The 12,559-nt window shown below is 68.4% G+C and carries 10 protein-coding genes; 5 read left to right on the top strand and 5 right to left on the bottom strand.

The window, feature by feature from the left end; translation table 11 throughout:
* Nucleotides 1-405 precede the first annotated feature (405 nt).
* Together ACNFOC_RS14530 and ACNFOC_RS14525 are read left to right on the top strand one after the other, a co-directional pair.
* Entirely contained in the window at nucleotides 406-693 is a 288-nt protein-coding gene (locus tag ACNFOC_RS14530) for a hypothetical protein (RefSeq protein ID WP_416959528.1), read from the top strand.
* The gene (locus ACNFOC_RS14525) at nucleotides 690-1,688 is read left to right on the top strand and encodes a phosphotransferase family protein (protein WP_416959527.1); all 999 of its coding nucleotides are present in this window, start codon (nucleotides 690-692) and stop codon (nucleotides 1,686-1,688) included. Before ACNFOC_RS14530 ends, ACNFOC_RS14525 begins: the two co-directional genes overlap by 4 nt.
* Here ACNFOC_RS14525 and ACNFOC_RS14520 read toward each other — a convergent pair.
* The 4 genes from ACNFOC_RS14520 to ACNFOC_RS14505 are packed head-to-tail and all read right to left on the bottom strand — an operon-like array spanning nucleotide 1,663 to nucleotide 5,552.
* On the bottom strand, nucleotides 1,663-2,439 hold the full coding sequence (locus ACNFOC_RS14520; RefSeq protein ID WP_416959526.1) for a succinate dehydrogenase/fumarate reductase iron-sulfur subunit: 777 nt from the start codon (nucleotides 2,437-2,439) through the stop codon (nucleotides 1,663-1,665). The genes ACNFOC_RS14525 and ACNFOC_RS14520 overlap by 26 nt on opposite strands.
* Nucleotides 2,436-4,403 carry a fumarate reductase/succinate dehydrogenase flavoprotein subunit gene (locus ACNFOC_RS14515; RefSeq protein WP_416959525.1) on the bottom strand — a complete coding sequence of 656 codons (1,968 nt, stop codon included), beginning with the start codon at nucleotides 4,401-4,403 and terminating at the stop codon, nucleotides 2,436-2,438. The genes ACNFOC_RS14520 and ACNFOC_RS14515 overlap by 4 nt, the downstream gene beginning before the upstream one ends.
* An 18-nt stretch (nucleotides 4,404-4,421) precedes the next feature.
* Entirely contained in the window at nucleotides 4,422-5,243 is an 822-nt protein-coding gene (sdhC, locus tag ACNFOC_RS14510; protein WP_416959524.1) for a succinate dehydrogenase subunit SdhC, read from the bottom strand.
* 18 nt (nucleotides 5,244-5,261) lie between these two features.
* Nucleotides 5,262-5,552, bottom strand: a complete 291-nt coding sequence (locus ACNFOC_RS14505) for an Rv0250c family protein (RefSeq protein WP_019058435.1) — start codon at nucleotides 5,550-5,552, stop codon at nucleotides 5,262-5,264.
* Between the two features lie 292 nt (nucleotides 5,553-5,844).
* On the opposite strand from ACNFOC_RS14505, the gene ACNFOC_RS14500 reads away from it, so the two are divergent.
* Nucleotides 5,845-8,028 carry an ABC transporter family substrate-binding protein gene (locus ACNFOC_RS14500; RefSeq protein ID WP_416959523.1) on the top strand — a complete coding sequence of 728 codons (2,184 nt, stop codon included), beginning with the start codon at nucleotides 5,845-5,847 and terminating at the stop codon, nucleotides 8,026-8,028.
* Nucleotides 8,029-8,117: 89 nt separating this feature from the next.
* Here the strand turns inward: ACNFOC_RS14500 and ACNFOC_RS14495 are convergent, their stop codons facing one another.
* On the bottom strand, nucleotides 8,118-8,702 hold the full coding sequence (locus ACNFOC_RS14495) for a hypothetical protein (protein ID WP_416959522.1): 585 nt from the start codon (nucleotides 8,700-8,702) through the stop codon (nucleotides 8,118-8,120).
* Between the two features lie 332 nt (nucleotides 8,703-9,034).
* Between ACNFOC_RS14495 and typA the strand changes: the two genes are divergently transcribed.
* Nucleotides 9,035-10,942, top strand: coding sequence for a translational GTPase TypA (gene typA, locus ACNFOC_RS14490; protein WP_416959521.1), 1,908 nt, complete (start codon nucleotides 9,035-9,037; stop codon nucleotides 10,940-10,942).
* 946 nt (nucleotides 10,943-11,888) lie between these two features.
* Nucleotides 11,889-12,559, top strand: a 671-nt coding sequence (locus ACNFOC_RS14485) for an ABC transporter permease (RefSeq protein ID WP_416959520.1), incomplete at its 3' end; no start/stop codon positions are given.

Below are 12,559 nucleotides of genomic sequence, written 5' to 3'. Positions count from 1 at the left end.
TCGACCAGATCGCCGTCATGTCGTACGACACGGCACAGCCCCTGGAGAGCCTCTACGGCGGCTACGTCGCCCAGCAGACCTCGCTCGCTCTGGAGGTCACCCCGGAGTCCACCGACCTCCTGATGGGCCTGCCCTTCTACTACGAGAGTAACTTCGACCACTGGGGCTCCGCCGAGACGGTCCCGGCCGCCGTCCGCGGCGTACGCCTCGGCCTGTCCCGCACGGACGCGGACCGCACGAACTTCGGCGTCGCCCTGTACGTCGACTTCGCGGCGACGGAGGCGGACTGGACCGCGTACCGGACGGACTGGGTGCACTGAGCGCGAGGTCAAGTGTGCTGAAAATACGGCGCTGTTCACAGCCCCGGATGCGATGATCCGTCACCTCTGACGGGGGTGGTGGGTGATGGTGTTGACATGGCTGGCCGCGGTGGCCTTGCTGCTGATGGCGGCGCTCGGAGTCGTCACGGTGACGACCGGCTGGATGCCGCCGATGGCGCGAGGCAGGGTCGTACGGCCGGAGTTGTGGGGCTACGGCGTGCTGACCTCGGCGCTGGGCATGGGGACGGGGATGTCCGTGCACTGGTGGGCGGATTCCCTGGCCATGGACAACGTGGGCGCGGCCATGGCGCTCGCCCTGATCATCCTCGGCGGTGTACTCCAGTGGCGTGCGCAGCACCCCGCGCTCCCGTGACCACCACCCGCAGGACCCTCACCGCCACCGACCTGGCCCCGCTCGCCCACGCCATCGGCCACACGCTGAACGACGTGACCCGCATCCGGGGCGGCTCGAAGAAGGGCGTCTACCGGCTGACCCTCGGCGACGGGTCCACCGCCGTCGCCTACGTCTGGTCCCCGGCCGAGGACCTCTGGGACGCCGGCCCCGGCGACCCCCGCGACCCGTTCTCCCACGCCTCCGGCCTCACCCTCTTCACCGCGGCGGCCGACCGCCTCGCCGCGGCCGGTGTCCGCGCGCCCCGCCTCCTGCACGCCGACTCCACGCACACCCACCTCCCGGCGGACGCGGCGCTCGTCGAGGACCTCCCGGGCGGCACCCTGGAGGACCTGCTGAACGGCACCCCGGCCGCCGTACCGAAGGCGGAGGCGCTGGAGAAGACGGCGGCCCTGCTCGACACCCTGCACGCCTGCACGGGCCCGCGCTTCGGGAAGGTCGCGGTGGTCGACAACGGCGGTTCCTCGTACGGAAGTTCATGCGCGGAGATCGTCGTCGAACGCGCCCTGAGCGACCTCGACGAACTCATCACACGCGAGCCCCGAGTCGCTGCCGTCCGCAGTCAACTGACCGCCAGGCTGGGGGCGTTGGTCACGCAGGTCCGCCCGCGCGCCGAGCCCTCCGCCCTCATCCACGGCGAACTCGGCCCCGACCACGTCCGCGTGACCCCCGACGGCGACCTCGCCCTCATCGACATCGAGGGCCTGATGTACTTCGACGTCGAGTGGGAGCACGTTTTCCTCAACCTGCGCTTCGGCCGCCACTACGACCCCCTGCGCACCGAGAGCCTCGACCCCGCCCGCCTGCGCCTCTACCGCCTGGCCATGCATCTCTCCCTGGTGGCGGGCCCGTTGCGCCTCCTGGCGGTCGGTGACTTCGACGACCCCGCGTTCATGCGGGGCATCGCCGAGCACAACCTCGGCGAGGTCCTCACGCTTCTGGAGAACGCCTCCTGATCTTCGACCCCAGCCACACCAGCGGGTCGTACTTCCGGTCAACCGCCCTTTCCTTCAAGGGAATCAGCGCGTTGTCCGTGATGTGGATGCCCTCGGGGCAGACCTCGCTACAGCACTTGGTGATGTTGCAGTAGCCGAGGCCGTGTTCGTCCTGGGCGGTCTTCTTGCGGTCGAGGCCGCTCTCGGCCGCCGCGTCCAGCGGGTGCATGTCCAGCTCCGCGACCCGCATGAGGAATCGGGGACCGGCGAACGCCGTCTTGTTCTCCTCGTGGTCGCGCACGACATGGCAGGTGTCCTGGCACAGGAAGCACTCGATGCACTTGCGGAACTCCTGCGAGCGGTCGACGTCCTCCTGCATCATCCGGTACTCGCCGAGACCCACGCCCTCCGGCGGTACGAACGCCGGAACCTCCCTGGCCTTCTGGTAGTTGAAGCCGACGTCCGTGACGAGGTCGCGGACCACGGGGAAGGCGCGCAGCGGGGTGACGGTGATCGTCTCCTCGCGGGTGAACACCGACATGCGGGTCATGCACATCAGCCGGGGGCGGCCGTTGATCTCCGCCGAGCACGAACCGCACTTGCCCGCCTTGCAGTTCCAGCGCACGGCGAGGTCGGAGGCCTGGGTGGCCTGGATACGGTGGATGATGTCCAGGATCACCTCACCGTCGTTGACCTCGACCTTGAAGTCCTCAAGGTCGCCGCCCTTGACGTCCCCCCGCCACACCTTGAAGCGGGCCTCGTAGCTGCTCACTCGTAGAGCTCCTCTTCGGCGAGGTACTTGACCAGCTCTTCCTTCTCGAAGAGGGCGAGCAGGTCGGCGCGGATGGGGTCGGTCGTCTCGCGGGACAGGGTGATCTGGCCGGACACCGGGTCCGTGGCCGCCAACCCGCCGTTGGGGTCGGTCAGTTGGCAGATCAGGTTGATGCGGCGCCAGTCGCGGTTCATGCCGGGGTGGTCCTCGCGGGTGTGCCCGCCGCGCGACTCGGTGCGCTCCAGCGCGGCCCGGGCCACGCACTCGCTGACCAGCAGCATGTTCCGCAGATCCAGGGCGAGATGCCAGCCGGGGTTGAACTGCCGGTGTCCCTCGACTCCCGCCCTGCGGGCCCGTACCCGCAGATCGGCGAGTTTCTCCAGCGCCCGTTCCATCTCGCCCTCGCGGCGGATGATGCCGACGAGGTCGTTCATGGTCTGCTGGAGTTCCTGGTGGAGGGTGTACGGGTTCTCGGGCGTACGGCCGTTCTCCTGGCCCGGCTCCGGGCCCTCCGCCGAGAAGGGGCGCAGTGCCTCCGCCGCCGCCAGGTCGACCTCCGTGTCGTCCACCAGCGGGCGGCTGTCCGCCAGGTCGGCCGCGTGGTCCGCCGCGTGCCAGCCCGCCCTGCGGCCGAACACCAGCAGGTCGGAGAGGGAGTTGCCGCCGAGCCGGTTGGAGCCGTGCATGCCGCCGGCCACCTCACCGGCCGCGAACAGCCCCTCGACTCCGCGCGCCGCCGCCGTGTCCGACTCGACCGCGATGCCGCCCATCACGTAGTGACAGGTCGGGCCGACCTCCATCGCCTCGGCCGTGATGTCGACGTCGGCCAGCTCCTTGAACTGGTGGTACATGGACGGCAGTCGGCGCCGGATGACCTCCGCCGGCATGCGCGTCGACACGTCCAGGAAGACCCCGCCGTGCGGTGAGCCGCGGCCCGCCTTCACCTCGGAGTTGATGGCGCGGGCGACCTCGTCGCGGGGGAGCAGTTCGGGGGGACGGCGGTTGTTGTCGGGGTCGTCGTACCAGCGGTCGCCCTCCGCCTCCGACTCGGCGTACTTCTCCTTGAAGACGTCGGGGATGTAGTCGAACATGAACCGCTTGTTCTCGGAGTTGCGCAGCACTCCGCCGTCACCGCGCACCGACTCGGTGACGAGGATGCCCTTCACGGACGGCGGCCAGACCATGCCCGTCGGGTGGAACTGCACGAACTCCATGTTGAGCAGCGGCGCCCCGGCGAGCAGCGCCAGCGCGTGCCCGTCACCCGTGTACTCCCACGAATTCGACGTCACCTTGAAGGACTTGCCGATCCCGCCGGTCGCGATCACCACGGAAGGCGCTTCGAGGACCATGAAGCGGCCCGTCTCGCGCTCGTAGGCGAAGACGCCTGAAACCCGGCTGCCGCCCGCGGCGGAGCCGCTAGTGGACTCAGTCAACACCCTTGTGACCGTGCATTCCTGATAGACCTTCAGGCGGGACTCGTAGTCGCCGGTCTCCTTGTAGTCCTCCTGCTGGAGCGACACGATCTTCTGCTGGAGCGTGCGGATCAGCTCAAGTCCCGTACGGTCGCCGACGTGCGCGAGGCGCGGGTACTCGTGGCCGCCGAAGTTGCGCTGGGAGATCCGGCCGTCCTGCGTACGGTCGAAGAGGGCGCCCCAGGTCTCCAACTCCCAGACCCGGTCCGGGGCTTCCTTCGCGTGCAGCTCCGACATGCGCCACTGGTTGAGGAACTTGCCGCCGCGCAGGGTGTCACGGAAGTGGACCTGCCAGCTGTCGTGGGAGTTGACGTTGCCCATCGCCGCCGCGATGCCGCCCTCGGCCATCACCGTGTGGGCCTTGCCGAACAGCGACTTGCAGATCACCGCCGTACGGGCACCGCGCTCGCGCGCCTCGATGGCGGCCCGGAGGCCCGCGCCACCGGCACCGACCACGACGACGTCCCACTCCTGTCGCTCGACCACGGACATCAGAAGGCCCCTGCCAATCTAAAAGAAGCGCGGATCATTGAAGGCTCCGGAGGCGACCAGGTACACGTAGAAGTCGGCGGCCGCCACGCTGATCAACGAAGCCCAGGCGAGCTGCATATGACGGTTGTTCAGTTTCCCGACGAACCTCCACGCCTTGTAGCGCACGGGATGCCTGGAGAAGTGCTTGAGCTTGCCGCCGACGATGTGCCGGCAGGAGTGGCAGGACAGGGTGTACGCCCAGATCAGCACGATGTTGGCCACGAAGACGAGGGTGCCCAGGCCCATGTGGCCCCAGTGGTAGTGCTCGTCGCGGAAGGTCAGCACGGTGTCGTACGTCAGCGTGCCCGCCACCAGGAGCGCCGCGTAGAAGAAGTACCGGTGGACGTTCTGGAGGATCAGCGGGAAGCGGGTCTCGCCGCTGTACTTCTTGTGCGGCTCGGCCACCGCGCAGGCCGGGGGCGAGGCCCAGAAGCCCCGGTAGTAGGCCTTGCGGTAGTAGTAGCAGGTCAGGCGGAAGCCGAGCGGGAAGATCAGGATGATGATGGCGGGGGAGATGCCCCACCAGCTCCCGAAGAGGTCGGCGTTCGGGCCCGCGTGCATGGTGCTGCACCGGTCGGCCAGACAGGGTGAGTAGAACGGCGAGACATAGGGCGCCGCGTAGTAGTTCGAGTCCGCGAAGGCCCGCCACGTCGAGTAGACGATGAAGGCCAGCAGTCCGGCGGCGGTGCCGGCCGGGGCCAGCCACCAGCGGTCGGTCCGCAGATGCGGGGCGTCGATCGCGGCGCGCGTACCGGTGTGTACGCCGCCGCTCTTCGGTTGGGGTTCCGTACCAGTGGCCAAGTCAGGACTCCGGTCGGTTCAGGGTGCGTGGCGGTCGTGGGCGCCGAGTCCTTCGTCGTCCGAGTCCGTCCACAGGGTGTTGTCGTAGGGGGTGTCGGGGATGGAGACGAGATCGGGGCGCCGGGGGCGCTCGATCCCTGGTGCGGCGTCGCGCAGCAGCGCGACGCTCTCGCGCAGCCGGTCGGCGTCGGCCTTGACCCTGCGCATCTCCAGGCCGCCGCTGCCGAATTGGTTCTCCAGCCGCCCCACCGACCTGAACAGGTCGTCGAGACAGCGCTGGACTGACGTCAGTTCGTCGTGCACGGACATGACGTGACCTCACTTCCGCGGGCGTCGGCCCTGGACGGCAACGTTCATGCGCCTGCGAGTGTTGCGCGTCACACCTACCGGTGGGAAGCGGTGTGCACGGATTGGCCGGGGTGCGTTGGTGTGTACGGGGGCAGATTCGAACATTGCGCCGCACGGGTGGGCTTCCCGGCGCCCCTCGCCGTGTCGCCCTTCATGGCCGAACCGTTTCCTCTTCAGTGGCCGCAAAGATCTGATCAGCTCCATATACGCCCAAAAGTGATCAGAAGCCCGCGGCTTACCGGAGGTAGCAGTGATGTCCCACGACGGCGTCAGACTGCGCGCGGTCATGCGCTCGGTCGCCTTCCTCACCGCGGGCGCGCTCGCGGTGCCCACCCTCGCGGCGTGCAGCTCCGACGACGAGTCGGGCAAGCCGCTGGCCGGCCAGGACATCGCGCCCGTCGGCCGTGACCTGGTCGCCGACGGCGGCACCCTGAACTGGGCCGTGGACGACGTACCGGAGACCCTCAACACGTTCCAGTCGGACGCCGACGACGCCACCACCCGCGTCGCCCAGGCCGTCCTGCCCGCCATGTTCCGGCTCGACGCGCAGGGCCGGCCGCAGCGTGACGCCGACTTCCTGGAGTCCGCGAAGGTCGTCGACACCGAGCCCAAGCAGGTCGTCCTCTACAAGCTCGACCAGCGGGCCGTGTGGAGCGACGGCCGCGAGATCGGCGCCGCCGACTTCGCCGCCCAGTGGCGCGCCCTGTCCGGCAAGGACTCCGCGTACTGGACCGCCCGCAACGCCGGCTACGACCGCATCGAGAAGATCGAGCGCGGCGCCAACAACCTTGAGGTCAAGGTCACCTTCAGCAGGCCGTACGCCGACTGGAAGTCACTGTTCTCGCCGCTGTACCCCAAGGACGTCATGGGCACCCCGGACGCCTTCAACGACGGCGCGCGCCGCAAGCTGAAGGTCACCGCCGGCGCCTTCGGGGTGCAGAAGATCGACCGCAAGGACAAGGAGATCGTCCTCGCGCGCAACCCGCACTGGTGGGGCCGGCCCGCGAAGCTCTCCCAGATCGTGCTGCACGCCGTACCCCTCGACAAGCGGGCCGCCGCGCTCGCCGACGGCACGGTCGACCTGGCCGGGATCGACCCCGCCGACGCGAGCCGTATCGCGCTCGCGGGCCGCGCGAAGGGCACGAGCACCCCGCTCCAGGGCGCGAGCCCCACGAGCGGGGACGAGAGCAAGAACGAGAGCCCGAAGGAGAAGAAGAAGCTCACCAAGAAGGCGCGCAAGGCGCTCGCCAAGTACCTGCGCCAGCAGGACGCGCTGCGCGCCTTCACCGTCCGCCGCTCCTTCGAGCCCGCCTACACCCAGCTCGCCCTCAACGGCTCCGAAGGCCCCCTCGCCGACGAGCGCGTCCGGCGTGCCGTGGCCCGAGCCCTCGACCGTACGGAACTGGCGAAGGTCGTACTCAAGCCGCTCGGTCTGCCCGCCGTGCCGGTCGGCAGTCACCTCGCGCTCTCCGGCCAGGCCGCGTACGCCGACAACAGCGGCGCGCTCGGCGACCACGACACCGCGGAGGCGCAGGCGCTGCTCGCCGACGCCGGCTGGGTGCCCGGCGGACCGCTCAAGGAGAAGGGCGAGAAGGCCGCCGGCGCCGCGGGCAAGAAGGGCAGGAAGGCCGACGACGAGGCCGAGTCCGAGGGCGGATCCGACGGGCAGTACATCGTCGGCGACGACAACAAGGACCCGCAGGACCACACCAAGAAGCACGACAAGGCGTCCGGGCACGGCGGCGACGAGGGCTCCAAGCACCTCGCCGACGGCAAGCAGTACGACGGCCGCAAGGTGAAGCAGGGCGGCGCGCCCGGCGCGTACGCCCCGAAGGGCACGGCCGCCCCCGCCGGCGCGAGGACCGGGGTGCTCGCCAAGGACGGCAAGCCGCTCACCCTCCGTTTCGTGCTCCCCTCCGGGACCGGCTCGGAGTCGCTGAGTGCGGTCGCCGACAACATCTCCCGCATGCTGGAGAAGGTCGGTATCCGCACGGAGATCACCAAGGTCTCCGACGACAGCTACTTCAAGGACCACATCGCGTCCGGCCAGTACGACCTCGCCCTCTACTCCTGGCCCGCGTCCGCCTTCCCCGCCACCGACGCCCGCCCGATCTTCGCCAAGCCGGTCCCGGCCGCGGACGGCTCCCTGAACGTCGAGCAGAACTACACCCGCGTCGGCACCGACCAGGTCGACCAGCTCTTCGACCAAGCCGCCTCGACCCTCGACGAGGACGAGTCCGCCGCCCTGGTCCGCAAGGCCGACGCCCGCATCTGGGCGGCGGCCGGCTCGATCCCCCTCTACCAGCGCCCCCAGCTCACGGCCGCCCGCAGGACCGTCGTCAACGCCGGCTCCTTCGGCTTCCAGACCCCGGTCTACGAGGACATGGGCTTCCTGAAGAAGGGCGCCCACCCATCGGCGAGCCCGTCACGTCGATAGGGGTCGTTCAACGCGAACGTGGCCGGACCTCGTCAGAGGTCCGGCCACGTTCGCAGTTCTGGGTCAGCGGTAACTCTTCCCGTTCTGGGTCAGCAGTAGCTCTTCGCCGCTCGCTTGGCGGTTCCCGACGCCGGGCTCTCGCTGCACTTGACGGCGCCCTCGGTCTGGATGTTCCAGCTGTGCGCTTTGCCGGACCCCTTGTTCGTGAAGCCCGTTCCACCGTTGTTGCAGGTCTTGGCGTCGTACCAGCCGGACGCCTTCTTGACCCCGCTGAAGACGACGTAGGTCCCCGGCTTGTTGAAGTTGTACGTGACCGACTCGCTCGTCTCCTTGGTCTTCTCACCGGACTTGGTGAGAGTCCCCGAAACGTGGGCGTCCATACTGGAGATCACCCAGCTTGCCGAATAGCTGGCACCAGCGGTCACCTCTCGTCCGGAGGTGACCGTCTTGCGGTAGGTCGCCGTCTTGGTGTAGCTCCCCGTGCTGTCCTGGGCGATGTTGATCTGCTTGGCGTGGGTGATCACCCAGGCACTGCCCAGACTGGTCCAGGTGGCGGCCTTGTGCCCCGGTTCGCAGATGATGGGCTGCGCACTGGCCGCTGTGACCGGTCCGAGCACCACGGAAGCAGCCGCAAGCCCGGTAACCGCTGCGATGGACAGAAGCCTGTTACCCATGGTCGTTCCCCCGTTGCTGAAAGCGGCATGACCGTCCTGCTGGACCGCCATGCCACAAGATCGCCCCGCGGTCGGCGGGGCCACGTCGAATTACATCTGTGCAAACAGTGGGATCCAAGCGACTTGAGCGAGAATTGAGGTGAATGAGTCGTTCGGCCCGGCCGCGCACCTTGCGGGGCGGCCGTCGCAAGGGGGCCCGCCAGCCCTGCGGAGGCCCCTTCCCTGTACGCCACGTACGATGGGGTAAGGCCGTGGCGTGTCCAGCCCGGCAGGGTCCGCGTAACACAGACGTACGCGCAGGCCTTCCTCACTCTCCGGGAGTTCGCCGCAATATGGCCACGCGCCACGACATCCGCAACGTCGCCATCGTCGCCCACGTCGACCACGGGAAGACGACCCTCGTCGACGCCATGCTGAAGCAGGCCGGTGCCTTCGCCGCGCACGCCGCCGAGTCGCTCGACGACCGAATGATGGACTCGAACGATCTGGAGCGTGAGAAGGGCATCACGATCCTGGCCAAGAACACGGCCGTGAAGTACCACCCGAAGGATGGCGGCGACGTCATCACCATCAACATCATCGACACCCCGGGCCACGCCGACTTCGGTGGCGAGGTCGAGCGCGGTCTGTCGATGGTGGACGCGGTGGTGCTGCTCGTCGACGCCTCCGAGGGCCCGCTGCCCCAGACCCGCTTCGTGCTGCGCAAGGCGCTCCAGCAGCGCCTGCCCGTCATCCTGTGCATCAACAAGACGGACCGCCCGGACTCCCGGATCGACGAGGTCGTCAACGAGACGTACGACCTCTTCCTGGACCTGGACGCGGACGAGGAGCAGATCGAGTTCCCGATCGTCTACGCGTGTGCGCGTGACGGTGTCGCCTCGCTGACCAAGCCGGAGAACGGCACGGTCCCGCAGGACAGCGACAGCCTGGAGCCGTTCTTCACCACGATCCTGTCGCACGTCCCGGCCCCCGAGTTCGACGAGGCCGCCCCCCTCCAGGCGCACGTCACCAACCTGGACGCGGACAACTTCCTCGGCCGTATCGCGCTGCTCCGCGTCGAGCAGGGCGAGCTGCGCAAGGGCCAGACCGTCACGTGGATCAAGCGCGACGGCACGATGTCCAACGTGCGCATCACCGAGCTGCTGATGACCGAGGCGCTCACCCGCAAGCCGGCCGAGATGGCGGGCCCCGGTGACATCTGTGCCGTGGCCGGTATCCCGGACATCATGATCGGTGAGACCCTCGCCGACCCCGAAAACCCGATCGCGCTGCCGCTCATCACGGTCGACGAGCCGGCGATCTCCATGACCATCGGTACGAACACCTCGCCGCTGGTCGGCCGCGGCGGCACCGGCAAGGGCGCCACCGCGAAGGCCGCGGTCAAGGACCGCAAGGTCACCGCCCGTCAGGTCAAGGACCGCCTCGACCGCGAGCTGATCGGTAACGTCTCGCTGCGCGTGCTCGACACCGAGCGTCCCGACGCCTGGGAGGTGCAGGGCCGTGGTGAGCTGGCGCTGGCCATCCTGGTCGAGCAGATGCGCCGCGAGGGCTTCGAGCTGACCATCGGCAAGCCGCAGGTCGTCACGCAGGTCATCGACGGCAAGGTGCACGAGCCGGTCGAGCGCATGACGATCGACGTGCCCGAGGAGCACATGGGCGCGGTCACGCAGCTCATGGGCGTCCGCAAGGGCCGGATGGACAACATGTCCAACCACGGCTCGGGTTGGGTCCGCCTGGAGTTCGTCGTCCCGTCCCGCGGTCTCATCGGCTTCCGTACCGAGTTCCTGACCGGGACGCGCGGCACGGGCATCGCCCACTCCATCCACGAGGGCCACGAGCCGTGGTTCGGTGTGCTGACGACCCGTAACAACGGTTCGCTGGTCGCCGACCGCGCCGGTGCCGTCACCGCGTTCGCGATGACGAACCTTCAGGAGCGCGGTGTGCTGTTCACCGACCCCGGCACCGAGGTGTACGAGGGCATGATCGTCGGCGAGAACTCGCGCGCCGACGACATGGACGTGAACATCACCAAGGAGAAGAAGCTCACCAACATGCGCTCGGCCGCCGCCGACTCCTTCGAGGCGATCGTCCCGCCGCGCAAGCTCTCCCTGGAGCAGTCCCTGGAGTTCTGCCGCGACGACGAGTGCGTCGAGGTGACCCCGGAGTCCGTCCGCATCCGCAAGGTCGTCCTCGACCAGAAGGAGCGCGGCCGCTCCGCGAGCCGCGCCAAGCACGCGTGACGCATACGCTCTCAGGCCGCCTGAGCCTCTGAAACCGGCCAACTGAGCCCGGGCACCCCCTTCCTGGGGGCGCCCGGGCTCAGCCCGTTCCCGGGCGTACGTGGGCTCCGGTCCCGGTCGCCGGCGCCGCGCCCGGCTGTCGTGTGTCCGGCGTGCGATCGGGACGGTGGCGGTGACACCGCGCAACCGGGACGAAGGGGTGCTGGTGCAGGGTTTTCCCTACGATCCCGCCGTGGAGTTCCCGGGTCCTGTGTCCGTGGCTCTGTCTCGATATAGTCGCCCGAATGCGGACCGTCGTTCCGCTGGTCCGTCACGCTCCCGGTTGGTGTCGTCGAGGTTCCCCTCCGCACGCCGGACGCAAGTGGTTTTCTTCTCCCGCCGTCCGTTATCCGGACGACAGTGCTCGATAGGTGTGTAACAAGTCCGTTTCGCAGGGATGTTCCGCCAAACCCTTTGTCCGGATTTTGGAAGATGTGCACGCAAGCTGTGACTGAACTGAGATTTAAAGACAGTGGTCGGCACCTGGCCCATGGCAGATAGTTAGCCGCGTAGCGCTCGGGTCAATGGGTCATCGCGCCGTGGGGACGGCGCCGACTCGCGAGCACCAGGGGGTGTCTGACCCTCCGCCAGGGGTGGCGGAGGAAAGACGAGAACCCCCTCCTGTTGGTGAACACGTGGAGTCATGAGGAGGAGCCCCATGCGTGGTGTCACGAACGCCAGGTGGGACACGCCGTCCGTCAGTCGCAACTTCGCCCGCCCATACGGAGATTGGCTCTGAGGAGTCGGCCGGCGGTCCAGTGCCGCCGTTCAACTACGCGCGTCCGGCTGCGGGATCTCCCGCCGCACCAGGACGCCACGTACCTCTCTCCTAGCTCCGATCGGTGATCGCGCACATCCTGCGGCGGTCACGCGTTCGGCACACCCACACCTGTGAAATGGGCGAACAGTGACAAGTCCTATCGACATTGAGGGCGGCGGAACCTCGGTCGTCGTCGACGGCGAACCAGGGCCGCAGGCGGAACCCGAGGCCAAGAAACTCGAGGGCCGGTCGCCCGGCCAGCTGATGTGGATCCGCTTCAAGCGCGACCGCACCGGCGTGATCTCGGCGTACGTCGTGGCCTTCTTCTTCCTCGTCGGACTCCTCGCACCGCTGATCTCCAAGCTGTACGGCAAGGACCCGTACACCGTGTACGCGGACGAGCGCCCCGAACTCTTCGACAGCGCGGGCGTCCCGCTTCAGCCCAACGGCGGGATCAGCAGCCAGTTCTGGTTCGGCCTCGAACCGGGCAACGGCTACGACGTGTTCACCAAGCTCCTCTACGGCATCCGCACCTCGCTGATGATCTCCGTCTGCGTGACGATCGCGACCGTCGTCACCGGCATCCTGCTCGGCGTCGCGGCCGGTTTCCTCGGCGGCAAGTCCGACTACTTCATCAGCCGGGTCATCGACTTCCTGCTGGCCTTCCCCGCCCAGCTGTTCTTCATCGCGAGCATGCCCGTCGTGGTCTCCCTCTTCGTGAGCCCGACCGACGAGACGCCGACCTACGTCCGTGTCGTGGCGCTCATCGCGGTGCAGTGGTTCCTGGGCTGGATGAGCCTGGCCCGCATCCTGCGCGG

The sequence above is a fragment of the Streptomyces colwelliae genome (genome assembly GCF_048158785.1).
GTDB lineage: Bacteria > Actinomycetota > Actinomycetes > Streptomycetales > Streptomycetaceae > Streptomyces.
Note: the sequence above shows the minus strand (reverse complement) of the source record. Positions and strands in the feature narration are given on the sequence as shown.

What these genes read in the sequence shown, in the direction of transcription:
- ACNFOC_RS14500 (WP_416959523.1), top strand. Translation starts at nt 5,845, where the DNA reads ATGTCCCACGACGGCGTCAGACTGCGCGCGGTCATGCGCTCGGTCGCC.
- ACNFOC_RS14495 (WP_416959522.1), bottom strand. Translation starts at nt 8,702, where the DNA reads ATGGGTAACAGGCTTCTGTCCATCGCAGCGGTTACCGGGCTTGCGGCT.
- ACNFOC_RS14505 (WP_019058435.1), bottom strand. Translation starts at nt 5,552, where the DNA reads ATGTCCGTGCACGACGAACTGACGTCAGTCCAGCGCTGTCTCGACGAC.
- ACNFOC_RS14530 (WP_416959528.1), top strand. Translation starts at nt 406, where the DNA reads ATGGTGTTGACATGGCTGGCCGCGGTGGCCTTGCTGCTGATGGCGGCG.
- typA (WP_416959521.1), top strand. Translation starts at nt 9,035, where the DNA reads ATGGCCACGCGCCACGACATCCGCAACGTCGCCATCGTCGCCCACGTC.
- ACNFOC_RS14515 (WP_416959525.1), bottom strand. Translation starts at nt 4,403, where the DNA reads ATGTCCGTGGTCGAGCGACAGGAGTGGGACGTCGTCGTGGTCGGTGCC.